General features: G+C 69.5%; 22 protein-coding genes. 15 read left to right on the forward strand and 7 right to left on the reverse strand.

Annotation, left to right across the window (positions count from 1 at the left end; translation table 11 throughout):
- Positions 1–84 precede the first annotated feature (84 nt).
- Entirely contained in the window at positions 85–4,254 is a 4,170-nt protein-coding gene (locus RZE79_RS12790) for a CheR family methyltransferase (RefSeq protein WP_319360705.1), read from the forward strand.
- A 43-nt stretch (positions 4,255–4,297) separates the two neighbouring features.
- On the opposite strand, the gene RZE79_RS12795 is transcribed toward RZE79_RS12790, so the two are convergent.
- Together RZE79_RS12795 and RZE79_RS12800 are read right to left on the reverse strand one after the other, a co-directional pair.
- Entirely contained in the window at positions 4,298–4,573 is a 276-nt protein-coding gene (locus RZE79_RS12795; RefSeq protein ID WP_153284669.1) for a hypothetical protein, read from the reverse strand.
- Positions 4,570–4,875 carry a hypothetical protein gene (locus RZE79_RS12800; protein ID WP_319360706.1) on the reverse strand — a complete coding sequence of 102 codons (306 nt, stop codon included), beginning with the start codon at positions 4,873–4,875 and terminating at the stop codon, positions 4,570–4,572. Before RZE79_RS12800 ends, RZE79_RS12795 begins: the two co-directional genes overlap by 4 nt.
- On the opposite strand from RZE79_RS12800, the gene RZE79_RS12805 reads away from it, so the two are divergent.
- A complete protein-coding gene (locus RZE79_RS12805; protein WP_319360707.1) occupies positions 4,874–5,257 on the forward strand; it encodes a hypothetical protein in 384 nt (127 codons plus the stop codon). The genes RZE79_RS12800 and RZE79_RS12805 overlap by 2 nt on opposite strands.
- An 18-nt stretch (positions 5,258–5,275) precedes the next feature.
- Here RZE79_RS12805 and RZE79_RS12810 read toward each other — a convergent pair whose 3' ends face one another.
- Entirely contained in the window at positions 5,276–5,560 is a 285-nt protein-coding gene (locus RZE79_RS12810) for a DUF2934 domain-containing protein (RefSeq protein ID WP_194273961.1), read from the reverse strand.
- Between the two features lie 222 nt (positions 5,561–5,782).
- Here RZE79_RS12810 and RZE79_RS12815 point away from each other — a divergent pair, with 222 nt between their 5' ends.
- The gene (locus tag RZE79_RS12815; protein ID WP_319360708.1) at positions 5,783–6,313 is read left to right on the forward strand and encodes a DUF4142 domain-containing protein; all 531 of its coding nucleotides are present in this window, start codon (positions 5,783–5,785) and stop codon (positions 6,311–6,313) included.
- Positions 6,314–6,378: 65 nt separating this feature from the next.
- On the opposite strand, the gene RZE79_RS12820 is transcribed toward RZE79_RS12815, so the two are convergent.
- Entirely contained in the window at positions 6,379–6,795 is a 417-nt protein-coding gene (locus RZE79_RS12820) for a DUF6766 family protein (protein ID WP_319360709.1), read from the reverse strand.
- A 290-nt stretch (positions 6,796–7,085) separates the two neighbouring features.
- Here RZE79_RS12820 and RZE79_RS12825 point away from each other — a divergent pair, with 290 nt between their 5' ends.
- From RZE79_RS12825 to RZE79_RS12840, 4 genes are read left to right on the forward strand one after another with little or no spacing between them, the layout of a single operon-like run.
- Positions 7,086–7,274: an aminoglycoside phosphotransferase gene (locus tag RZE79_RS12825; RefSeq protein ID WP_319360710.1), complete on the forward strand. Its 189-nt coding sequence runs from the start codon at positions 7,086–7,088 to the stop codon at positions 7,272–7,274.
- A gap of 42 nt (positions 7,275–7,316) precedes the next feature.
- A complete protein-coding gene (locus RZE79_RS12830; protein ID WP_319360711.1) occupies positions 7,317–7,580 on the forward strand; it encodes a hypothetical protein in 264 nt (87 codons plus the stop codon).
- The gene (locus RZE79_RS12835) at positions 7,577–7,861 is read left to right on the forward strand and encodes a hypothetical protein (RefSeq protein ID WP_319360712.1); all 285 of its coding nucleotides are present in this window, start codon (positions 7,577–7,579) and stop codon (positions 7,859–7,861) included. The genes RZE79_RS12830 and RZE79_RS12835 overlap by 4 nt, the downstream gene beginning before the upstream one ends.
- 37 nt (positions 7,862–7,898) lie before the next feature.
- On the forward strand, positions 7,899–8,240 hold the full coding sequence (locus RZE79_RS12840; RefSeq protein WP_319360713.1) for a hypothetical protein: 342 nt from the start codon (positions 7,899–7,901) through the stop codon (positions 8,238–8,240).
- A 6-nt stretch (positions 8,241–8,246) separates the two neighbouring features.
- Here the strand turns inward: RZE79_RS12840 and RZE79_RS12845 are convergent, their stop codons facing one another.
- Both RZE79_RS12845 and RZE79_RS12850 read right to left on the reverse strand, forming a co-directional pair.
- Entirely contained in the window at positions 8,247–9,551 is a 1,305-nt protein-coding gene (locus RZE79_RS12845; protein WP_319360714.1) for an FAD-binding oxidoreductase, read from the reverse strand.
- A 1-nt stretch (position 9,552) separates the two neighbouring features.
- On the reverse strand, positions 9,553–10,980 hold the full coding sequence (locus RZE79_RS12850; RefSeq protein WP_319360715.1) for a saccharopine dehydrogenase C-terminal domain-containing protein: 1,428 nt from the start codon (positions 10,978–10,980) through the stop codon (positions 9,553–9,555).
- Positions 10,981–11,289: 309 nt separating this feature from the next.
- Here RZE79_RS12850 and RZE79_RS12855 point away from each other — a divergent pair, with 309 nt between their 5' ends.
- The 4 genes from RZE79_RS12855 (at position 11,290) to RZE79_RS12870 (ending at position 15,615) form a co-directional block, all read left to right on the forward strand.
- Positions 11,290–11,856, forward strand: coding sequence for a hemerythrin domain-containing protein (locus tag RZE79_RS12855; RefSeq protein WP_319361166.1), 567 nt, complete (start codon positions 11,290–11,292; stop codon positions 11,854–11,856).
- Positions 11,840–12,826 carry a DUF72 domain-containing protein gene (locus tag RZE79_RS12860; protein WP_319360716.1) on the forward strand — a complete coding sequence of 329 codons (987 nt, stop codon included), beginning with the start codon at positions 11,840–11,842 and terminating at the stop codon, positions 12,824–12,826. The genes RZE79_RS12855 and RZE79_RS12860 overlap by 17 nt, the downstream gene beginning before the upstream one ends.
- Before the next feature lie 56 nt (positions 12,827–12,882).
- The gene (locus RZE79_RS12865) at positions 12,883–15,303 is read left to right on the forward strand and encodes a catalase (protein WP_319360717.1); all 2,421 of its coding nucleotides are present in this window, start codon (positions 12,883–12,885) and stop codon (positions 15,301–15,303) included.
- 93 nt (positions 15,304–15,396) lie between these two features.
- A complete protein-coding gene (locus RZE79_RS12870) occupies positions 15,397–15,615 on the forward strand; it encodes a hypothetical protein (RefSeq protein WP_153284656.1) in 219 nt (72 codons plus the stop codon).
- A gap of 3 nt (positions 15,616–15,618) precedes the next feature.
- Here RZE79_RS12870 and RZE79_RS12875 read toward each other — a convergent pair whose 3' ends face one another.
- Positions 15,619–16,812: a glycoside hydrolase 100 family protein gene (locus RZE79_RS12875; protein WP_319360718.1), complete on the reverse strand. Its 1,194-nt coding sequence runs from the start codon at positions 16,810–16,812 to the stop codon at positions 15,619–15,621.
- A gap of 130 nt (positions 16,813–16,942) precedes the next feature.
- Here RZE79_RS12875 and RZE79_RS12880 point away from each other — a divergent pair, with 130 nt between their 5' ends.
- The 4 genes from RZE79_RS12880 to RZE79_RS12895 all read left to right on the forward strand — a co-directional run bounded on the left by RZE79_RS12880 (position 16,943) and on the right by RZE79_RS12895 (position 22,031).
- The gene (locus RZE79_RS12880; RefSeq protein ID WP_319360719.1) at positions 16,943–17,482 is read left to right on the forward strand and encodes a PA2169 family four-helix-bundle protein; all 540 of its coding nucleotides are present in this window, start codon (positions 16,943–16,945) and stop codon (positions 17,480–17,482) included.
- Positions 17,483–17,589: 107 nt separating this feature from the next.
- Positions 17,590–17,910: a hypothetical protein gene (locus RZE79_RS12885; RefSeq protein ID WP_319360720.1), complete on the forward strand. Its 321-nt coding sequence runs from the start codon at positions 17,590–17,592 to the stop codon at positions 17,908–17,910.
- 162 nt (positions 17,911–18,072) lie between these two features.
- Positions 18,073–19,977 carry a 1,4-alpha-glucan branching protein GlgB gene (gene glgB / locus RZE79_RS12890; RefSeq protein ID WP_319360721.1) on the forward strand — a complete coding sequence of 635 codons (1,905 nt, stop codon included), beginning with the start codon at positions 18,073–18,075 and terminating at the stop codon, positions 19,975–19,977.
- Positions 19,974–22,031, forward strand: coding sequence for an alpha-1,4-glucan--maltose-1-phosphate maltosyltransferase (locus tag RZE79_RS12895; RefSeq protein ID WP_319360722.1), 2,058 nt, complete (start codon positions 19,974–19,976; stop codon positions 22,029–22,031). Before glgB ends, RZE79_RS12895 begins: the two co-directional genes overlap by 4 nt.
- Positions 22,032–22,058 lie beyond the last annotated feature (27 nt).

The raw sequence follows: 22,058 nt of genomic DNA on the forward strand, positions 1-22,058 counted from the left end.
CCCGGGGGGCGTGGAAGCGGGCAAAATCCATCTCTTCCGGGCCGCCCAGCGGCACACATCGCTTTCCCCCGCCAGCGAGACTTCATGCCCCCTCAAGGACCCGCCGCTTCCCTTTCGTCCGCCGTTGCCGCGCCGTCCAACCTCGTCCCCAGCCACCTGAAGTTCCCGGTGGTGGGCATCGGCGGTTCGGCCGGCGGACTGGAATCGGTGATCCGGTTCCTCGAACGCATGCCGGCCGACGCGGGCATGGCCTTCGTGGTCATCCTGCACCTGTCGCCCACGCACAAGAGCAGCGCGGCCGAGATCCTGCAGCGCGCCACCGCCATGCCGGTGCGGCCGGTGAGCCAGTCGATGCCGGTCGAGGCCAACCATGTGTACGTGATCCCGCCGGGCGTCACGCTGCTGATGAACGACGGCCACCTGCGCGTGGCGCCGAGCGGGCAGGCGGGCGGGCGCCCCATCGCCATCGACCTGTTCTTTCGCACGCTGGCCGAGGTGCACCGCGAGCGCGCGGTCTGCATCGTGATGTCCGGCACCGGCAGCGACGGCGCCGTGGGGCTCACGAGCGTGAAGGAACACGGCGGCATCGCCATGGCCCAGGCGCCCGAAGACGCGGCGCACGACGGCATGCCGCGCGCGGCCATCGCCACCGGGCAGGTCGATGTCGTGCTGGCCGCGGCCGACATGCCGCAGCGGCTGGTGGACATCTGGCGCACCGCGCGCCACATCCGCATGCCCGACGCCGAGGAGCCGGCCGGCCTCGTGTCCGACGCGGCGGGGCCGATGGCCTCGGCAGATGCCGAAAAGGCCCTGCAGGACATCATGTCGTACCTGCGCGGCTACACGCGCCACGACTTCCGCCACTACAAGCGCGCGACGGTGCTGCGCCGCATCGAGCGCCGGCTGCAGGTCAACCGGCTGACCGACCTGCCGTCGTACCGCGACTTCCTGCGCGAGCACGCCGAAGAGGCGCCGCTGCTGCTGCAGGACATGCTGATCAGCGTGACCAACTTCTTTCGCGATCCCGAGGCCTTCGAGGCGCTCGAGCGCGAGGCGATCCGGGGCATCGTCGCGGCCAAGCAGCCCGGCGAACAGCTGCGCGTGTGGGTGGCCGGCTGCGCCACCGGCGAGGAGGCCTATTCGCTGAGCATGCTGCTGCGCGAGCAGGCCGACCAGCAGGCCAAGCCGCTGGAGATCCAGGTCTTTGCCACCGACATCGACGAGCGCGCCATCGCCGTGGCGCGCAAGGGCATCTATGCGCAGGGCATCGCCCAGGACATGACGCCCGCGCGCCTGCGCCAGTTCTTCGTGGGCGAGCAGGGCCAGTACCGGGTGTCCGCCTCGGTGCGCGAGCCGGTGCTGTTCGCGCTGCACAACCTGCTGCGCGACCCGCCGTTCTCGCGGCTGGACCTGATCTGCTGCCGCAACCTGCTGATCTACCTGGACCGCTCGGCGCAGGCGCACGTGCTCGAGATGTTCCGCATCGCCTTGCGCGAGGGCGGTTGCCTGTTCATGGGCACCTCCGAATCGACGGATGCGGTGGGCAGCCTCTTCACGGCGGTGGACAAGAAGCACCGGATCTTCCGCGTGAATCCGGGGCTCCCGAACGGGCGGCACATGCCGCTGATCAGCGAGTCGCCGGTGCTGTCCGCGCCCGGCGTGCTGCCCGAGCCGCCGCGCGGTGCGCTGCGGCGCACGGGCGATGCGCCGGCCACGGCCGAAATGCACCAGCGCGCCATCGAGCAGTTTTCGCCGCCGAGCGTGCTGATCAACAGCCAGCACGAGGTGCTGCACCTGTCGAACGGGGTCGGGCGCTTTCTCGAGCGCGCCAGCGGCGAGCCGTCGAACAACCTGCTGAACAACGTGCGCCCGGACATCCGCATCGAGCTGCGCACGGCGTTGTTCAAGGCCTCGCAGTCCGCGCGCAGCGTCGAGACGCGCATCGTGCAGCGCCAGGAAGACGGCAAGCAGGTGTTCCTGAACATCACGGTGCGTCCGCTGCCGCCGCACCCCGACAGCAAGGACGGCAAGAGCGGCCTCATCCTCGTGGTGTTCGACGAGGTCGAAGAAAGCATGCCGCTGCGCACCGGCGAGTCGGACGATTCGGCGCGCACGCTGCTCATCGGCCAGCTCGAGGACGAGATCCGCCAGCTCAAGATGCACCTGCAGGACACCATCGAGCATTCCGAAACTTCCACCGAGGAGCTGAAGGCGTCGAACGAGGAGCTGCAGGCGATCAACGAAGAGCTGCGCTCGGCCACCGAGGAACTGGAGACCAGCAAGGAAGAACTCCAGTCGATGAACGAAGAGCTCGTGACGGTGAACTACGAGCTCAAGGTGAAGGTCGAGGAGCGCGGCCACATCAACGACGACCTGCAGAACCTGATCTCGTCGTCCGAGATCGCCACCGTGTTCGTGAACCGCGGCATGCACGTCAAGCGCTACACGCCGCAGGCCGCGAAGCTGTTCAACCTGATCCCGACCGACCTGGGCCGTTCGCTGTTCGACATCACGAGCCGCCTGGACTACGCCGAACTGGCCGACGACACGGCCTCGGCCTTCAAGGACCTGCGCACGATCGAGCGGCAGGTGACCAGCACCGACGGGCGGCACTACATTGCGCGCATCCTTCCGTACCGCACGGCGGACGACAAGATCGAGGGCGCGATCCTCAACTTCTTCGACATCACCGACCTGCGCGCGGCCGAGGAACGCGTGCGCGCCGGCGAGGAGCGCCTGCGCCTGGTGGCCGCGACCACGCGCGATTTCGCGATCGTCACCACCGACACGGCCGGGCGCATCACGACCTGGAACTGCGGCGCCCAGCGCATCTTCGGCTACGCCGAGGACGAGATGCTGCAGCAGCCCATCGCCACCATCTTCACGCCGGAAGACCAGGCGCACGGCGTGCCCGAACAGGAGATGCGCCTTGCCGCCGAAACCGGCCGGGCGGAGGACGAGCGCTGGCACCTGCGCAAGGACGGCAGCCGCTTCTACTGCAGCGGCGTGATGACGCTGCTCGAGGAAAGCGCGGGCGGCGGCTTCGCCAAGATCGCGCGCGACATGACGGGCACCAAGCAGCAGGAGCTGGCCCAGGAGCACCGGCTCGTCAAGGAGAAGAAGGCCAGCCTCAATGCGCAGATGGCCAACGAGCTCAAGGACCGCTTCCTGGCCGTGATGTCGCACGAACTGAAGCAGCCGCTCAACCTGATCCAGATGAATGCCGAGCTGCTCATGCGCCTGCCGCTGACCGCCGAGAACCCGTCGGTGCAGCGCCTGGGCGATGCGATCCGGCGTGCGGTGAGCAGCCAGTCGCGCATCATCAACGACCTGCTCGACCTCTCGCGCATCCGCACCGGCAAGCTGCGGCTGAACCGCGTGGCGGTCGATTTCGGCGACCTGGTGCGCACGGCGGCCAGCGCCGCCGTGGCGAACGTGCCGGGCAAGACCCTCGTGCTCGACGTGCAGTGCGAGGACGGCGTGGTCTGCCACGGCGACCGCGTGCGCGTGGAGCAGATCGCATGGAACCTGCTGAGCAACGCCGCCAAGTTCACCCCTGACGGCGGCCGCATCACGGTGCGCGTCGCGGGCGAGGACGGCTTTGCGCGGCTCACCGTCACCGACACCGGTTGCGGCATCGCGGCCGATTTCCTGCCGCACGTATTCGGCATGTTCAACCAGGCGGCGCAGGACGCCACGCAGGGCACCGCGCCGCCCAACGGCGGCCTGGGCATCGGCCTGGCGCTGGTCTACGAGCTGGCCGTGGCGCACGGCGGGCGTGCGCAAGCGCACTCCGAGGGCGCCGGCCGCGGCGCGCAGTTCAGCGTGTGGCTGCCGCAGGTCGGCACCGACGTGCCGGCGGCGCCCGAGGCGGCGCCCACCGGCGTCGACCTGCGCGGCTGGCGCGTGCTCGCGGTGGACGACTACGCCGACGCCCTGGCGCCCTTTGCCGAGGTGCTGCGGCTGGAAGGGGCCACCGTCGACACGGCGGCCAGCGGCGAGGAGGCGCTGGTGCTGCTGCAGAAGGCGCGCTACGACCTGCTGGTGTCCGACCTCGGCATGCCGGGCATGGACGGCTTCGCGCTGATCGCCGAAGTGCGGCGCCAGGAGGCCACGCGCGACCTGCCGTCCATCGCGATGACGGGCTACGGCCGCCGCGTGGATGCACGCCGCGCGCTCGAAGCCGGCTTCGATGCGCACCTGCCCAAGCCCGCGTCGATCGACGAACTGAAGGCGGCGATCGGGCGGCTCTGAAGAAGAGAAACAGCGGGCGCGAAACGCGCCGCTGCTTCCTTCTTCAGTTGGCGCGCCGGCGCGTGAGCGACTCCAGCGCGATCAGCGCGGCGTCGAGCTTGTCCACGCACGAGCGCCAGTGCGTGCGCGCGCCGGGCGGCGGCAGCGCGCCGCCGTCGCGCAGCGCCAGGCGCACGGCGTCCAGCCACACATCGACCTGCTCGCGCGCCACCGACTCGTCGGCGCACTGGTGCGCCAGCGTGCGCGTGAGCCGCTCGATGCGTGCATGACGGTCCGCTTCACCGGCCGCGGCACCGGCCTCGTCGCCGTAGCGGGTCATGCGCGCTGCACCGACGACGCCCGCAGCGGGGACGACGCATGCCGGCTGCCGCGCGCGAGCGCGTTGCGGCCTTCGGAGGTGATGGCGGTCACCACGGCGCGTGCTATGCGCCGCTCGCCGGTGCGCAGCAGTTCCGGCGGCTCGGTCAGCGCCTCCAGCAGCGACGCGCTGCGCAGCGCCAGGATGCGGTGGATGTCTTCCGGCGCACTGCACACCACCGGCAATTGCCGGAGGGACAGACGTTCGAGCAGCTGGTAGTACTCGGCCGCGCGAAGGTCTCGCGCTGTGATCTTTTTTCTCATGCGGACTGCCTGGGTGATGAAGGTCAAGGGAAAGGAAAAGAGCACGCTTGTCCCGGCAATCCCCGGCAATCGGCATGCCTGCGCACCATCGGTCGGCGGCGCGCCACGCGGGGCGGCCACTTCCGACGTGATCCGGCGGCGTCCGACACCGGGCGCGCCGTGCGCGTTCACCCTCGGGCCGACCCGCCGCAATGGCGGGAAGGAGCACACCCCGATGACCACGCCATCCCGCACGACAAAGCCCGTTGCGCCCCGGCAGCCTGCGCCCGCGAAGAAGGAAGGGCCGACCCCGACGCGGACCACGCGCGAAGGCGCGTCGGTCGGCAAGGCCGGCAACTCGACCGCCGGCGGCGCGGCGGGGCAGCTGACGCCGAAGGATTAGCGCGCAGTTCGGCGGTCTTCAGCCCTTCTGGCGGTCGACCTTCGCTTCGGCGTCGAGCCAGTCCTGCACCTCGTCGCCCGGCTCGCCGCCGCGGCGCAGCCAGGCGTCGTAGGCCGCCTGGCGCACGCGCTCTTCGCGCGAGGCCGGGTCGGCCGCGTCGCCCTGCATCGCCTGCTGCGTGCCGCTGCCGTCGGAGGCGGGCGGCACGGCCTGTTCGGGCGCATCGCTGCGGGGGGTGTTGCTGCTGCTGCCGGATGTGTCCGGCTGCGGGGTCTGTGGCTGGCGCTTGCTGGTTGTCGGCATGGTCACCTCCGTGGGCTCGACATCGTTGGACATGCGGGCCAACCTACGGCATCGGCACGGCGCCGCCGTCAGACAAGTGCCCGATTTCGACCGGTAAAAACGAAAAACCCGGTGGGTCGCGCGACGGAAATGATGGCACGCGGTTTTGATCCTTTTCCTACAACGCGCGCGTCGCCGTGCGTGCGAGCCTGCGGCGCTTCATCCACGCCAAGGAGCACGCAAATGAACCGTTTCCCTCGCCGCCTCACGGCCGCCGCCGCTGTCGCTTTTTCCTTGCTGTCCGTCTCGTCCGCGTGGGCTGCCGACCGGCTCGCGGCCGCCGATGCCTCGATGCTCAAGGACATCGCCCAGGCCAACATGGCCGAGGTCGAGACCGGCAAGCTCGCGCTCGGGAAAAGCACGAACGCCGAGATCAGGAAGTTCGCGCAGATGATGGTCGACGATCACTCGAAGGGCCTGGCCGACGTGAAGACGCTCGCGTCGGCCAAGGGCACCGAGCTGCCCGACGGCCCGGGCCCGATGCACAAGACCGTGGCGCTGGAGTTCAAGGCGCTGTCGGGCGAGCTGTTCAACAGCCGCTACGTGAAGCAGGCGGGCGTGGGCGACCACGAGGCCACCGAGAAGCTGCTGAAGAAGACGCAGGCCGAGGCGAAGGATGCCGACCTGAAGGCGCTCGCCGGCAAGATGCTGCCGATCGTGCAGGGCCACCTGAAGCACGCGCGGGAGCTGGCCACGCGCACCGCCGGCAAGTAACGGCGGCGCGGCGCACCACGCACCACGCCCACGCACGGCGCGGCGCACGCCGTGCGTGGAGCGGCTCACTTGCCCGTCTTGCGCAGGGCCGCCCAACGCGGATCGGTGTGGCGGCCGCAGTATTCCCGGTCGATCTCGTCGATGAGCTTGTCGGCGTTCTGCGGATCGACCGCGGCCAGGATCGCATCGATCTTGGCTTCGACCCGGTCGTCGCCTTCCTTCGACTGCGGCGAACCCAGGTACAGCAGGAAGGCCAGGCCCGCCACCTGCCACAGCAGCTGCAGGAACTCCGACTGCCAGTTCTCCAGCGTGTCGCGCAGCATCTCGACCATGTAGCCACTGAACTCGACCGGATGGCCGAACTGCGTCTGCTCGTTCACGTACGCGAACCAGCCGAACACCCAGTGTCCGATGAGCGAGATGAGAAAGAAGCCTGCCGTGACCCAGGCGAAGCCATAGAGTTTCCAGATCGATTGCTTCATGAGCGAAGTCCCTCGTGTGCGGTGGTGGGTGCGGTGATTGCGGTGACCAGGCGATGAATTCGGTCCCCGGCGCGGCGGTTGTCGGGAAGGAAAACGCCGTGCGTGCGCGGCTGGCAATTCCTACGCAACCGCGCCCGAGCCTGGGCCGTAGGACTGCACTCGCACCGGGGCGCGGTCTCGCCGCGCAGTGAACGGCTGCACAGCTTTCGACCATGGGCCTGAATGCGGTCCACACCGGGCCTGCACGACACCGGCAGGAAGCACCGCATCGAAGTAAGGAGACGATACCCATGGCTGATCTCGACACCGACATTCCCGTGCCTGCTTCCGGGCAGGCCGAGTCGCTGCGCGCCCGTCTGCAGGCGCTGGCCGAGCGCGTCGGCGTGCTGGCGCCCGGCGCACCGCTCACCGACGAACTGGTCGCCTTCGCGGAAGGCGCCATCGAGATGGCGCGCGGCGCGGGTCCCCGAAACGCCTGAAGCGCCGAGCAATTTCAATGAGTTGATGAAGGAACCGGAACCATGGCACCAAACCGACCCCCGAAGGACGCCCCCACGACGGGTTCCCCGCCGCAGCCACGCACCCGCGTCGAAAGCGGCGGTACGCCCGATACGGCGCCGCTGAACTTCGACGACGATGAAATCATTTCCGGCCGCAGCCGCGTGCGCGACGGCGGCACCACGCAGGCTGCGGGCGGCGACAGCGGCAAGCTCGGCCCGCCGGCGGAGCAGCTGTCGCACACCAACGGGCCGAGCGACCCCGCGCGGCGCAGGGGCCAGTCATGACACGCGGCAACCACGTACTGGGCAGCGGCGACGGCAGCCGCCCCACGACCGACGGCACGGTCGACAACATCGGCGCCGGCGAAGCCTTCGTGCCCAAGGACAAGGGAAAGCACACGTCGGGCGAGGTGTCGAAGCCCGCGCCCGCCGAACGCATGGCCGGCAAGCGCAAGAACGTCGAGGCCACGAAGGCCGACGGTTCGGATGCGTTCGGCCTGCATGAGGACCTGGAGACCGAGACCAACGAGGAGACGCCGCCGCCTCCACCGAAGCCGCGGCCCTGAGCGCGCGACGCCTTCCCTGCGCACAAGGAGAGAACCGATGCCCAGAACGATGCCCCTTTTCGCCGCGCTGCTGGTCGCCCTGGCCGCCGCGGGCGGTGCCCATGCCCAGGGTTCGTCCACGGGCAACCCCAAGGGCACCGTGGCGCCGAGCACGCAAGGCAATGCAGCCAAGACGCCCGCCAATCCGGCGCGCACCGTCGACACAGGAAGAACGTCGGACCCGATCGACGAGACCAAGGGCCCGCCGGAGGTGCGCCGCACGGAGCGCGCGGGCGGCGACTCTTCCACCGGCGGCCTGACCCGCCGCAACCCGGAGGAAACGCGGCCCTCGCCGGCACCGCCGCCCGGCAGTTCGAACTCGCGTCCCCACAAGAAATAGCCGGCGTCACAGCATGTCGCGCAGCCGGAAGAACAGCATGCCCAGCACCAGGGCCGGCGTGCGCAGCCGCGCACCGCCGGGAAAGCCGCGGTGCGTGAGCCGCGCGAACAGGTCGAAGCGCTCGGCTTGTCCCGCGATGGCTTCGGCCGCGAGCTTGCCGGCCATGCCGCTCGTCACCAGCCCGTGGCCCGAGAAGCCCTGCAGGTAGTAGATGTTGGCGTCGATGCGGCCGAAGTCCGGCGAGCGGTTCATCGTGATGTCGGCGAAGCCGCCCCAGGCGAAGGGAATGTCCACGTCCGACAGCTGCGGAAACACCTTCACCAGGTTCGCGCGGATCTTGCGCACGAGGTGGCGCGGCGTGCTCGCGCTGTAGCTGTCGCCCGCGCCGAACAGCAGGCGGTGATCGGCGCTCACGCGAAAGTAGTCGAGCACGAAGTTGGTGTCGGACGCGGCCGCGCGGTGGCGCAGCAGCGCATCGGCACGCGACGCACCCAGCGGTTCGGTCGCGACCATGTAGGTACCCACCGGCATGATGCGGGTGGAGATCGACGGCGCGAGCGAGTCGCCGTACTCCGCGAGGTACACGTTGCCGGCCAGCACGACGAAGTTGCAATGCACCTCGCCCTGGGCCGTCTTCACCACCGGCCGGTCGCCGCGCTCGATGAGGTAGGCCACCGAGTTCTCGTGCATGCGCACGCCGGCCCCGCGCGCGGCGTTCGCCAGACCCAGGCAGTACTTCAGCGGATGCAGGTGGCCCGAGCGGGTGTCGAACACGCCCGCATGAAAGCGCGCGCTGGCCACCCACTGCCCGATGTCCGCCGGCGGTATCCATTCGAGCGGATAGCCGTACAGCGCCTCCACGTGATCCATCCAGTGGCGCAGCGCCTTGGTGCGCGAGGGCTTGACCGACAGGCTCAGGTAGCCGGGCTGCCACTCGCAGGCGATGGCATGCGTGGCGATGCGGTCGCGCAGCAGGTCGAGCCCTTCCTCGGTGATGGCGAAGGCGCGGCGGGCGTCTTCGCGCGGCAGCTGGCGCTCGATGGCGCGCTCGCCGTCGGAGCCGAAGCCCACGATCGCCTGGCCGCCGTTGCGCCCCGACGCGCCCCAGCCCACGCGCTGCGCCTCGAGCAGCACCACGGCATGGCCGCGCAGCGCCAGCTCCAGCGCCGCCGAGAGCCCCGCGTAGCCGCCGCCCACCACGCACACGTCGGCCTGCACCGGGCCTTCGAGCGCGGGGCTCACGGCGGGCCGCGCCACGCTGGCTTCGTAGTACGAGTTCTCGATGACGCCGAGTTCTTTCTGCAGCAGCATCTCAGCCCACCCTGAAGTTGAGGAACTGCCAGGGGTCGTCCGGGTCGGTGGCCTCGTCGAACAGCGGGCTGCGGTCGGTCAGCGGCGTCCACGCGCCGTACACGCCGGCCATCTCGCCGAGCAGGGGCAGGGCGGCTTCGAGCACCACGCGGTGGTCGAGGTCGTCGGGCTCGACCACGCCGGCGTCGGGGTTCTGCAAGGCCCAGGCCATGCCGCCGAGGATGCCGGCCACCACCTGCAGGCTGGTGGCGCTGTTGTAGGGCGCGAGCTTGCGGGCCTGTTCGATCGTCAGGCGCGAGCCGTACCAGTACACGCCCTTGTCGTTGCCCATGAGCAGCACGCCCAGTTCGTCCATGCCCTGCACGATCTCCTCGCGCACGATGCGGTGGCGCGGCTGGCGCTGCCAGTTCTTGCCCGCCATTTCGTGCAGCGACAGCACGGCGTCGTCGCAGGGGTGGTAGGCGTAGTGCACGGTCGGGCGGTACACCACGGCGCCGTTCTCGCGCAGCGTGAGGTGGTCGGCGATGGAGATCGATTCGGCATGCGTCACCAGGAAGCCGTGGTAGGGGCCTTCGAGCGGCGTCCAGCTGCGCACGCGCGTGCCGACGCCGGGGCGGCGCAGGTAGATGGCCGCGTCGCTGCCGAAACCGTGGCGCGCGGCGTCGGCCGGCCAGTGGCGCTCGTGGGTGCCCCAGCCCAGTTCGGCGGGCTGCAGGCCCTCGTCGACGAAGCCGTCGACCGACCAGGTGTTGACGAACTCGCCGGGCGCCTTGCGCTCGCGCGCGGTCTGGGTGTCGCGCTCGGCGATGTGGATCACGCGGATGCCGAGTTCCCGCGCGAGCCGGGCCCACTCTTCGTAGCTGCCGGGCATTTCAACCTTCAGCGCCTGGTCGGCCGCCATGTCGAGCAGGGCCTGCTTGACCAGCGCCGACACGAGGCCGGGGTTGGCTCCCATGGTGATCACCGCCGTGGGCCCGTCGCGCTTGTCGAGGCGGTACGCGAGCACTTCTTCGCGCAGGTTGTAGTTGGAGCGCCGCGACAGCGGCAGCGACGGGTCGTCGTAGCGCCCGGGCCAGGGTTCGTTGCAGGTGTCCAGGTAGAAGGCGCCGCGCGTGCGGCACAGGCGGATCAGCGCCAGGCTCGACACGTTGACCGACAGGTTCAAGAGGAAGTCGCCCGGCGCGAGCAGCGGTGTAAGCAGCGCCTCGTGGTTGCCTTCGTCGAGGGGCGCCACCGTGAACCCGATGCCCAGTTTGGCCGCGACGCCCGAGCGGTCTTCGCTGCGCGTCACGACCCGCAGGCGATCGGGCGAAATGCCGAAGTGCTTCAACAGCAGCGGCGCGGTGGCCTGGCCGATGAGGCCGAAACCGAGCATGAGGATGCGGCCGTTGAAGCGGGCCGGGGCTTTCTTTTTCGAGGTTGTGGCCATGGCGAACTCCGGGTTTGCTCCTTGCAGAACACGCTGCCACGTTCGTCCCGCGCCGTGCGGGGCCGCCGTCGGACGGCGCCGCGCACGGTTGCAGGAAAGTGCTTTTCTTCCCGCGCCTTCCCGCGCCTTCCCGCGTGTCGCGACTTGTTGCAGCGGTTCCCCGGCACTGCCATCGGGACACGACGCTTTCCTACGCACGCGGCGCGCGGGGTGTTTCACGGTGGCCTCTGTTTTTCTTTCCTGTCCCCACCCAGGAGGTTGTCTGTGACGAAAAAACTCTTGTCCCCGCTGTTCCCGAGCGCCACGAACATGATCCGGCTGGACCACACGCACGTGATGTCCACCTTCCACCAGTACCGGCCCGATTCGCCGTCGCGCGTGAAGAAGGGGCTGGCCAACACGCTGTGCACCGCGCTCGAGGTCCATGCGCAGCTCGAGGAAGAAATCTTCTATCCCGCCATGCGCGCGGTGACGCAGAACGACGTCATCGCCAAGTCGCTGGAGGAGCATCAGGAGATGCGGCGGCTCATCGGGCAGCTGCGCCAGATGGAGCCCGACACCACCGGCTACGACGAGACCGTGGCCGACCTCATGCGCGACGTGATGCACCACGTCGCCGATGAGGAAACGCTGGTGCTGCCGGAGGCCGAGCGCCTGCTGGCCGACCAGCTGGGCGAGCTCGGCATGCAGATGACGAAGCGGCGCCTGCAGCTGGTGCGCCCGCGCACCGGCGAGATCGCACTCGACATGGGTCGCGCGGTGTCGGGCCACACCGTGGCGCTGGCGATGGTCGGCGTGACCGCGTTGGGGCTGCTCGTGGCGCGGCGCAGCGGGCATCTGGACCTGTCGAGGTTCAAGGTTGGCAAGTCGGCCTGAACGCGCCACCCGTCCGCGCGCCGAGGTCCGCATCGGCATCTCCGGCTGGCGCTACGCGCCCTGGCGCGGGCGCTTCTATCCGCGCGGGCTGGCGCAGAAGAAAGAACTCGCTTACGCCTCGCGCATGCTGCCGAGCATCGAGCTCAATGGTTCGTTCTATTCGTTGCAGCGCCCCACGTCCTACCGGTCATGGCACGACGAGACGCCTGAAGGCTTCGTGTTCGCGGTCAAGGGCTCGCGCTACATCACGCACATGCTGCACCTGGACGACGTGCGCACGGCGCTCGCGAACTTTTTGGCGTCGGGCGTGCTGGCGCTGGGAAAGAAGCTCGGCCCCATCCTCTGGCAGCTGCCGCCACGCATGCGGTTCGATGCGCAGCGCATGGACGACTTCTTGTCGCTGCTGCCGCACGACGCGCGTTCGGCGATGGCGCTGGCGCGCGCGCACGACGAGCGGGTGAACGGCCGCTCGGTCCTGAAAGCGCCGCGCGGGCTGCGCATGCGTCACGCCGTCGAGGTGCGGCACCCGAGCTTCGTCGACCCCGACTTCATCGCGCTGCTGCGCCGCCATGGCGTGGCGCTGGTGGTCGCCGACACGGCCGGTCGGTGGCCGCTCATCGAAGACCTCACGGCCGACTTCGTCTACCTGCGCCTGCATGGCGACAAGGAGCTCTACGCCAGCGGCTACGGCGATGCCGCGCTCGACCGCTGGGCCGCGCGCATCCGGGCCTGGCGCGCCGGGCGCCAGGTGGCCGATGCGGCGCTGGCCTCTTCGGTCGCCGCACGGCGCGGGCGGCGCGACGTGTATTGCTACTTCGACAACGACATCAAGGTGCACGCGCCCTACGACGCCGCCCACCTGGCCCAACGCCTGGGCCTTCGCACCGGCCTGGGCGACGACGACCGCTTCGCCCGCATCGATGAAATGGACGGCATCGAATTGCCTGCGGCGTCCTACAGGCCCGCCTGATTTCGCGCCCTACGTTGAGCTTTTTTTCCTCGAACCCACCCACGGAAATTTCCACCATGCCCAAGACACCCAAAGCCAGCGCGCCGGCCCCGGCCGCGCTCGATGCCGCCCGCGCCGCGGCCCGCAACACCGACAGCGGCCCCGCACACGCCGCGCCGCCCGCCGCGGGCAAGGGCGACATTCCCGCGCAGAAAGCGATCGAGACGCAGATGCTGGCCGCGTCGATGCCGGCCAACACCAACAAGCCGCTCGAGCACGGCACGGTGCCGCCGGTGGGACTGCACACGCAGCCGCCGTCGCGCCTGCCCACCGGCAGCACGCCGTCGGAGTCGAACGCTTCGGGCAAGACCGGCACGGTGGCGCCGGCAGGCACCAACGCCACCATCGACACGCTGGACCGCGTGCGCGTCGACTCGGGCGGGCAGACGCTCACGACCAACCAGGGCGTGCGCATTGCCGACAACCAGAATTCGCTCAAGGCCGGCGCGCGCGGGCCGGTGCTGCTCGAAGACTTCATCCTGCGCGAGAAGATCACGCACTTCGACCATGAGCGCATTCCCGAGCGCATCGTGCATGCGCGCGGCTCGGGCGCGCACGGTTTCTTCGAGTGCTACGAGCCGCTCACGCAGTACACGCGCGCCGCGCCGTTCCAGGCGGCCGGCAAGGTGACGCCCGTGTTCGTGCGCTTCTCGACCGTGGCCGGCGAGCGCGGTTCCAAGGACACGGCGCGCGATGTGCGCGGCTTTGCCGTCAAGTTCTACACCGACGAGGGCAACTGGGACCTCGTGGGCAACAACATGCCGGTGTTCTTCATCCAGGATGCGATGAAGTTTCCCGACCTCGTCCATGCCGTGAAGCCCGAGCCGCACCACGCGATGCCGCAGGCGGCCTCGGCGCACGACACCTACTGGGACTTCGTGTCGCTCATGCCCGAGAGCACCCACATGCTGATGTGGCAGATGAGCGACCGCGCCATTCCGCGCAGCTACCGCACGATGCAGGGCTTTGGCGTGCACACCTTCCGGCTCGTCAACGAGGCGGGCGAATCGGTGCTCGTGAAGTTCCACTGGCAACCCAAGCTCGGCACGCATTCGCTGGTGTGGGACGAGGCGGTGAAGATCTCCGGCGCCGACCCCGACTACCACCGCCGCGACCTCTGGGAGGCGATCGACGCGGGCGAATACCCCGAATGGGAACTGGGCCTGCAGATCTTCACGGAGGAGCAGGCCGAGCAGTTCAGCTTCGACGTTCTCGACGCGACGAAGATCGTGCCCGAGGAACTCGTGCCGGTGCAGATCGTGGGCCGCATGGTGCTCAACCGCAACCCCGACAACTTCTTTGCCGAGACCGAGCAGGTCGCGTTCTGCGCGGCGCACGTGGTGCCCGGCATCGACTTCACCAACGACCCGCTGCTGGCCGGGCGCATCCACTCGTACGTCGACACGCAGATCTCGCGCCTGGGCGGTCCCAACTTCCACGAGCTGCCGATCAACTCGCCGATTGCGCCCGTGCACAACAACCAGCGCGACGGCATGCACCGCCAGGCCATCCACCGGGGGCGCTCGGCCTACGAGCCCAACTCGCTCGGCGGCGGTTGCCCGTTCCAGGCCGGCGCGGGGCAGGGCTTCGAGAGCATCGCGCGGCGGCTCGACGCGAAGGAGAGCAGCGACAAGGTGCGCGCCAAGCCCGTGAAGTTTGCCGAGCACTACGCGCAGGCGCGGCTGTTCTTCGAGAGCCAGACGCCGTGGGAGCAGGCGCACATCGCCGCCGCCTTCCGCTTCGAGCTGTCGAAGGTGACGGTGCCCGCCGTGCGCGAGCGCGTGGTGGCCAGCCTGCACAACGCATCGCCCGACCTCGCCGCACGCGTGGCCGAGGGCCTGGGCATGGCGCTGCCCGCGCCGCTGCCGCGCGCCATGGAAACGCCGCCCACGCCCGAGGTCGACCGCTCGCCCGCGCTGTCGCTCACGGCGCGCCCCGGCGACGGCGGCATCCGCACGCGCAAGATCGCGATGCTCGTGGCCGACGGCGCGGACGGCGCCTCGCTGGGCACGCTGCTCGGCGCGCTGGTGGCGGCCGGGGCCGTGCCGCGGCTGGTCGCCTCGCGCCTGGGCACCTGCGCCGTGGCGGGCACGCCCCCGCTGGAAGCCGATGCGAGCATGGAGAACAGCCCGGGCTTCCTGTTCGATGCGCTGGTGCTGCCCGACGGCCTGGCCGCGGTGGAAGCGCTCATCGCCGACGGCCACACGATGGAGTTCGTGAAGGACCAGTACCGCCACGGCAAGACCATCCTCGCGCTCGGCGCCTCGCAGGCCCTGCTGACCGAGGCGGGCATTCCGCTGGCGCTGCCCGACGGCACGCCCGACCCGGGGCTGATCCTCGCGGACGCGGCCCATGCGGACGCCGCCGCCATCGACTTCATCGCGAGCGTGGGGCAGCACCGCCATCCGGCGCGCGAGAGCGATCCGCCGCTCGTGTGAGGCCGAATCCAACCCCCAGCGTATGGGGGGTTGCCCCGGGACAGAGGACGACGGTTCAGCCTACACTTTCTGCTTCAAAACTAGGAGCAGCCAATGCCGATGGATTTCCTCAGGCGGATCGAAGACCAGTCTTTTCCGCTGACGGTGACCGATCCTGTGGACATCCGAAACGCGGCCGTGCTTGTGGCTGCCGGCCTTGTCGAGGCCCAACTCCCGACCGAGTCGGACGGGCCCGAGCTCTCGGGCGTCATCGTGCGCATCACGCCGGTGGGCCGCGCCGCGCTCCAGCGGATGCGCGACAAGCCGGCCTGAGGCTCATAGCGGCTGCGGCGCCGGCTGCGGCTGCCGCAAGGCGCGCAACGCCAGCAGGAAGGTCGCGGCATTCCAGCTCTGGCCGGCCATGCCCATCGGCGCCAGCGTGCGGCCGTGGAACCACTCGGTGAAGCGCCAGTCGTCCAGCGCGTTGACCTGGGCCAGCCGTGCCAGCTCCGACCACGCGAGGTCGTGCGCCCCGAGCCGGGCCAACGCCGTCACCCAGAAGCCGCCGACAAAAGGCCACAGGCCGCCGTTGTGGTACTGGTGCACGATGTTCTGCTGGTGCCGCCCCATGTACGCCCGCCACAGCGGGTGCTGGCGCGACAGCGGATGCAGCACCACGCGCACGGGGTAGGGCACGCTGGCATGCGCCTCGGTGAGGGTCTGCACGATGCGCTGCGCCATTTCCGCGTCGGCCAGCCCGCTCTCGATGGCCAGCACGTTGCCGAACACGTCGCCCTCGTCGCCCACCACGGCCAGGTTGACGAAGCTCAGGTACAGCCCCGGGTCGCGCCGGCCGCGGCGCGCGTAGTGCTGCAGCAGCCGCGCGCGGTGGTACTCGGGCAGGTCGCGCTGGAACGGGTTGAACAGGTGGTTGAAGTGGTGCTTCGTGGCCTCGGCATGGTCCAGTGCGAAGCGGCGCTTCACCTCGTACCAGAGCGCGTTGGTGTACAGCACGTAGCCCGAGCGCGGCATGATGTCGGCCCAGTCGCTGGCCTCGTTCTGCTGCAGCAACCGGAAGTGCTGGTGCTCCTGCGCCAGCAGCCAGCCGATGGCGCGTTCGACCTCGCCAGCCCAATGCGAGGGGCCGACCTGCCCGTGGCGGCGCACGTGGTCCACCGCAATCAGCCACCACAGCGTGGCGTCGATGCAGCCCAGGTACCAGAAGTCGGCATCGCGGCCCTCGGGGTCGACGTACTTGGGAATCTGGCCGTTGGCCGCCTGGTGGGCCGCGAGCGCGTCGAGGCTGGCCACCGCGCCTTGCTCCAGTGCCGGTACACCGCTGCCGCACATCGCGAGCACGCAGATGGCCGCGTCGCGTCCGAAGATGCGCGTGTAGCGCCGCGCCTCGGCGGCCTCGGTGCGGCTGGCCGCCAGGATGCCGTGCGGCGTGAGGTTGCGTTCCAGCAGCGCGAGCGATGCGTGCGCGCAGGTGTCGATCAGCGCGAGCGCCGGGGCATCGGGTTCCTTCATGAGCCCTGTTTTTATCATCCGCCGCGCCGGGCAAGACCTACATGCAGCCGGGCCCCGACCCGACGACCGCGCCTGCGCTGCGCGCGAGGATGAAGCCAGTCCCTTTAACTTTGAAAAAAAGGAGTCCGACATGGCAAAGGACCAGAACCTGTTTCATGCAGACACAGACGATCCGGCGCGCGACGCCCCGGCGGGCGATGCGCTGTCCACCGACGGCGTCGTCCACGTCCTCAATCACCTGCTCGAAGGCGCGCGCGACGACGCGCAGGCTTTTCGCGCCTGCACGGACGAGGCGAGAGCGCGGCGCCACAAGGACGTGCTCGCCTCGCGCGCCGCGCAGTGCCAGGCCGCGGCCAGCCAGCTGGTGGAACTCGTCATCACCTGCGGCGGCCAGCCGGCCGAAGGCGGCACGGCGCTGGGCGCGGTGCACCGCGGCTGGGCACACGTGAAGGCGGCGGTGGGTGTGGCGGCCAGCGAGTCGTCGGTGCTCGACGCCTGCGCGCGCGCCGACGATGCGGCCGTGGCGCGCTACCGCGAAGCGCTGGCGCTGCGGTTGCCCGTCGGCGTGCGGCTGATCCTGCAGATGCAGGCGCACGATGCGCAACGCGGCCGCGAGCAGGTGCGCACCCTGCGCCAGACGCTGCGCGCCCGCCTGCAGTCGCAGCTGTAGGCGCCGTCCGACATCGAGACAGGAAAAAGCGCAGTGCCGCCTGCGCCCGGGTGCGCGCCGAATGCAGCGCGCACCCGCCCTTGGAGCGGGACCAGGAGACAGGCGACATGGACTTCGAAGGCATTTACTGTTTCGACACCGCCTGCGTGCGATTCGCGGTGTATCCCGAGGGTCGGGACGGCGAGCGCATCGTCGCGCAGATTTCCGAAGACACGCTGCACGACGCGTTCGGCGCGCGTGAGATCGGCGATGAAATGATCGACGCGTGCAAGGCGCATTTCGATGCGCTCGCAGCCGCCGCCATCGCGCGCTACCGGACCCAGCCGCTGCAGCCGGTCACGCTGATGTCCGACGACTTTGTTCACTCCCCCGTTTTCCGGCTGCCCAAGGGCGGGGCGGCCGCACAGGGCAGCGCGTTGCGCGCCTGAGCCTGCGCATTCCGGCCCGGGCTGCGGGCTGTTCTCCGACAAGCCGAGGCGACCCAGGCCTTACCCGCGGCATGCGCGGGGCTTGCATAACCGGGACTGGCTGGAGGCGATGCGTAGTCGGTCCTCGAACAACCGTTCCACCGGCCTTCAACGGGAGCGCCGGTGCCAACGACAACGAACCAACCACGCCAGGGCGAGCAGGACGTCTATCTTTTCCGGGAGGGAACCCACGCCCGGCTGTACGACCTGCTCGGCTGCCACCTCTATGAAGAAGAGGGCGGCGGCGCAGACTTTGCGGTGTGGGCGCCCAATGCCGCGTCGGTTGCGGTGGTCGGCGACTGGAACGGCTGGTCGGGCGATGCCGATCCGCTCGCGCCGAGTCCTGACGGCTCGGGCATCTGGCACGGGCACGTGCCCGGTGCCGCAGCCGGCCAAGCCTACAAATACCGCATCCGCTCCCACCACGGCAACTACACCGTCGACAAGGCCGACCCCGTCGCGTTCTGCGCCGAGGTGCCGCCGGCCACCGCCTCGCGCGTCTGCGACCTGGCCTACGCCTGGGGCGACGATGAATGGATGGCCACGCGCGGCCAGCGCAACGCGCTCGACGCGCCCCAGTCGATCTACGAGGTGCACCTGGGATCGTGGCAGCGCCAGGACGGCCAGTTTCTCGGCTACCGCGAAGTCGCGCACCGGCTGGCCGCATATGTGAAGAGGATGGGCTTCACGCACGTGGAGCTCATGCCCGTGACCGAGCATCCGTTCTACGGCTCGTGGGGCTACCAGACCACCGGCTACTTCGCGCCCACGTCGCGCTTCGGTTCGCCGCAGGACTTCATGTACCTCGTCGACCACCTGCACCAGCAGGGCATCGGCGTGCTGCTCGACTGGGTGCCGTCGCACTTTCCGACCGACGAGCACGGGCTGGCGTTCTTCGACGGCACGCACCTGTACGAGCACGCCGATCCGCGCCAGGGCTTCCACCCCGAGTGGAACTCCAGCATCTTCAATTACGGCCGGCCCGAGGTGCGCAGCTTCCTCGTGTCGTCGGGGCTGTTCTGGCTCGACAGGTACCACCTCGACGGCCTGCGCGTGGACGCCGTGGCGTCGATGCTCTACCTCGACTACGCGCGCAGCCACGGCGGCTGGGTGCCCAACCGCCATGGCGGGCGAGAGAACCTGGAGGCCATCGACTTCCTGCAGACGCTGAACCGCGCCGTGTACCGCGCGCACCCCGACACCGTCACCATCGCCGAAGAGTCGACCGCGTGGCCGCGCGTGTCGCGGCCTACCGACATGGACGGCCTGGGCTTCGGCGAGAAATGGAACATGGGCTGGATGCACGACGCGCTGGCCTACATGAAGCAAGAACCGGTGCATCGCAAGTACCACCACCACAAGCTGACCTTCTCGCTGGTGTATGCCTTCCACGAGAACTTCGTGCTGCCGCTGTCGCACGACGAGGTGGTGCACGGCAAGGGCTCGCTGCTCAACAAGATGCCCGGCGACAGCTGGCAGCAGTTCGCCAACCTGCGCGCGCTGTACGGCTTCATGTGGGCGCACCCTGGCAAGAAGCTGCTCTTCATGGGCGGCGAATTCGGCCAGCGCCGCGAATGGACGCACGACGGCGAACTCGAGTGGTGGGTCTGCGAGCAGGAAGGGCACGGCGGCCTGCAGCGCCTGGTGGCGCAGCTCAACCGCGTGTACCGCGGCACGCCCGCGCTGCACCAGGTCGACTTCTCCTCGGCGGGCTTCGAATGGGTGGCGGCCGACGATGCCGACACCAGCGTGTTCGCGTTCCTGCGCAAGGCCTCTGACGGCAGCCCGCCGCTGCTCGTCGTGAGCAACATGACGCCGGTGCCGCGCACCAACTACCTGCTGGGCGTGCCGCTCGGCGGCCACTGGCAGGAGGTGATCAACACCGACGCCACGGAATTCGGCGGCTCGGGCTGGGGCAATTTCGGAGGGGTCGACGCGGCGCCCGTGCGCTCCCACGGCCGCAGGCAATCGGTGTCCCTCACCTTGCCGCCTTTGTCCACGCTGATCCTGGAGCACGTTGCCCGATGAAGAACATCTTTTCGACCAAGCCCGCCGCCGCAGCGAACGACGGAATCGACATCGGCGTGACCGACGGCGCGGTTCGCGCCGTCATCGATGCCGTGCTGCCGAACGTGGACCACGGCCGCTTCGCCGTGAAGTGCGTGGCCGGCGAGCGCGTGCAAGTGCGCGCGCATTGTTTTACCGACGGCCACGACGTGGTGCGCGTGCAGCTGTGCTGGCGCGCGCACGAGCAGAAGGACTTCCGCGAAGTGCCGATGAAGCCGCTGGGCAACGACGTGTGGGAGGCCGCGTTCTCGCCGCCGTCGCCGGGTCGCTACGTCTACACCGTCGTCGCGTGGGTCGACCCCTTCGAGTCGTGGCGCAGCGAGATGACGCGGCGCGTCGACCCCGACGACGTGCGCATTGCCGCGCAGGTCGGTGCGCTCGAAATCGCGGCCGCCGCGGCGCGTGCCGAGGGCGCCGACCGCCTCGCCTTGCAGCGTTGGGCCACCGAACTCGATGCCGTGGCGGCCAGCCCTGGCTCCGACGTGGTGTCGTTGAAGGCGCTCGCGCTGGACGACGAATACGCCGAACTGGCGCGGCGCCATCCTGACCGGCAACACGCGGTGCGCCATTCGGTCGAGCTGCCGCTGTTCGCCGACCGCGAGCGCGCGCGCTTCAGCACCTGGTACGAACTCTTTCCGCGCTCGACGGGCCCCGCGCCGGGCGTGCACGGCACCTTCAAGGACGTGGAAGCGCGCTTGCCGGCCATTGCCGCCATGGGCTTCGACGTGCTGTATTTCCCGCCCATCCACCCCATCGGCCGCGAGCAGCGCAAGGGGCCCAACAACGCGCTGCAGGCAGGCCCCGACGACGTGGGCAGCCCCTGGGCCATCGGCGCGGCCGAAGGCGGGCACACGGCGATCCTGCCGGCGCTCGGCACGGCGGAAGACTTTCGCCACCTGGTGGCGCGCGCCGGCGAGCACGGCCTGGAGATCGCGCTCGACATCGCCTTCCAGTGCGCACCCGATCACCCGTATGTGAAGGCGCACCCCGGCTGGTTCCGCTGGCGCCCCGACGGCACGGTGCAGTACGCGGAGAACCCGCCCAAGAAGTACCAGGACATCTACCCGTTCAACTTCGAGTGCGAGGACTGGCGCGGGCTGTGGGCCGAGCTCAAGCGCGTGATCGACCACTGGATCGGGGAGGGCGTGCGCATCTTTCGCGTCGACAACCCGCACACCAAGGCCTTCCCGTTCTGGGAGTGGGTCATCGGCGAAGTGAAGCGCGCGCACCCCGACGTGATCTTCCTGGCCGAGGCCTTCACGCGGCCGAAGGTGATGCACCGGCTCGCCAAGCTGGGCTTCTCGCAGAGCTACACCTACTTCACCTGGCGCAACACGAAAGAAGAGCTGCAGGCGTACTTCACCGAGCTCTCGACCGAACCCGGCATCGACTACTTCCGCCCCAACGTGTGGCCCAACACGCCCGACATCCTGCACGAGCAACTGCAGACCGGCGAGCCGGCCGTGTACATGTCGCGCCTCGTGCTGGCCGCGACGCTTGCAGCCAACTACGGCATCTACGGCCCGGCCTACGAACGGCGCGAGCACCTGCCGCGCAGCCCCGGCAGCGAGGAATACCTCGACTCCGAGAAGTACCAGCTGCGCCACCGCGCCGACGACGACCCGGACAGCCTCGAACCCTTCATTGCGCAGGTGAACCGCATCCGCCGCGAGAACCCGGCGCTGCAGCGCGACCGGGGGCTGCGCTTTCTGCACATCGACAACGACCAGCTGCTGGCCTATGCCAAGGAATCGCCGGACGGCCAGAACGTGATCGTCACCGTGGTCAACCTCGACCCGCACCACGTGCAGACCGGCTGGGTCGGGCTGGAGCCCGCGAGCGTGGGCGTGAAGGACGGGCAGGCGTTCCAGATGCACGACCTGCTGAGCAACCAGCGCTTCACCTGGCAGGGCGACTGGCACTACATCCGACTCGATCCCCGCAGCGTGCCCGCGCACATCTTCGTGGTGCGTCGCCGCCACGGCGACGAGCGCGACTTCGACTACTTTCTCTAAGTTCTCCAAGACCAGGAAGGCGAATCG

It is taken from the genome of Variovorax sp. EBFNA2 (genome assembly GCF_033802765.1).
GTDB classification, from domain to species: Bacteria; Pseudomonadota; Gammaproteobacteria; order Burkholderiales; family Burkholderiaceae_C; genus Variovorax; species Variovorax paradoxus_H.

Excerpts from the sequence above, each read along its gene's own strand:
- RZE79_RS12820 (WP_319360709.1), bottom strand. The coding sequence starts at position 6,795 with ATGAAGCAATCGATCTGGAAACTCTATGGCTTCGCCTGGGTCACGGCA.
- RZE79_RS12850 (WP_319360715.1), bottom strand. The coding sequence starts at position 10,980 with ATGGCCACAACCTCGAAAAAGAAAGCCCCGGCCCGCTTCAACGGCCGC.
- RZE79_RS12840 (WP_319360713.1), top strand. The coding sequence starts at position 7,899 with ATGCCCAGAACGATGCCCCTTTTCGCCGCGCTGCTGGTCGCCCTGGCC.
- RZE79_RS12800 (WP_319360706.1), bottom strand. The coding sequence starts at position 4,875 with ATGAGAAAAAAGATCACAGCGCGAGACCTTCGCGCGGCCGAGTACTAC.
- RZE79_RS12810 (WP_194273961.1), bottom strand. The coding sequence starts at position 5,560 with ATGCCGACAACCAGCAAGCGCCAGCCACAGACCCCGCAGCCGGACACA.
- RZE79_RS12845 (WP_319360714.1), bottom strand. The coding sequence starts at position 9,551 with ATGCTGCTGCAGAAAGAACTCGGCGTCATCGAGAACTCGTACTACGAA.
- RZE79_RS12830 (WP_319360711.1), top strand. The coding sequence starts at position 7,317 with ATGGCACCAAACCGACCCCCGAAGGACGCCCCCACGACGGGTTCCCCG.
- RZE79_RS12815 (WP_319360708.1), top strand. The coding sequence starts at position 5,783 with ATGAACCGTTTCCCTCGCCGCCTCACGGCCGCCGCCGCTGTCGCTTTT.
- RZE79_RS12790 (WP_319360705.1), top strand. The coding sequence starts at position 85 with ATGCCCCCTCAAGGACCCGCCGCTTCCCTTTCGTCCGCCGTTGCCGCG.
- RZE79_RS12895 (WP_319360722.1), top strand. The coding sequence starts at position 19,974 with ATGAAGAACATCTTTTCGACCAAGCCCGCCGCCGCAGCGAACGACGGA.
- RZE79_RS12870 (WP_153284656.1), top strand. The coding sequence starts at position 15,397 with ATGCCGATGGATTTCCTCAGGCGGATCGAAGACCAGTCTTTTCCGCTG.
- RZE79_RS12825 (WP_319360710.1), top strand. The coding sequence starts at position 7,086 with ATGGCTGATCTCGACACCGACATTCCCGTGCCTGCTTCCGGGCAGGCC.
- RZE79_RS12885 (WP_319360720.1), top strand. The coding sequence starts at position 17,590 with ATGGACTTCGAAGGCATTTACTGTTTCGACACCGCCTGCGTGCGATTC.
- RZE79_RS12855 (WP_319361166.1), top strand. The coding sequence starts at position 11,290 with ATGATCCGGCTGGACCACACGCACGTGATGTCCACCTTCCACCAGTAC.
- RZE79_RS12865 (WP_319360717.1), top strand. The coding sequence starts at position 12,883 with ATGCCCAAGACACCCAAAGCCAGCGCGCCGGCCCCGGCCGCGCTCGAT.
- RZE79_RS12805 (WP_319360707.1), top strand. The coding sequence starts at position 4,874 with ATGCGGACTGCCTGGGTGATGAAGGTCAAGGGAAAGGAAAAGAGCACG.
- RZE79_RS12795 (WP_153284669.1), bottom strand. The coding sequence starts at position 4,573 with ATGACCCGCTACGGCGACGAGGCCGGTGCCGCGGCCGGTGAAGCGGAC.
- RZE79_RS12835 (WP_319360712.1), top strand. The coding sequence starts at position 7,577 with ATGACACGCGGCAACCACGTACTGGGCAGCGGCGACGGCAGCCGCCCC.
- RZE79_RS12875 (WP_319360718.1), bottom strand. The coding sequence starts at position 16,812 with ATGAAGGAACCCGATGCCCCGGCGCTCGCGCTGATCGACACCTGCGCG.
- RZE79_RS12880 (WP_319360719.1), top strand. The coding sequence starts at position 16,943 with ATGGCAAAGGACCAGAACCTGTTTCATGCAGACACAGACGATCCGGCG.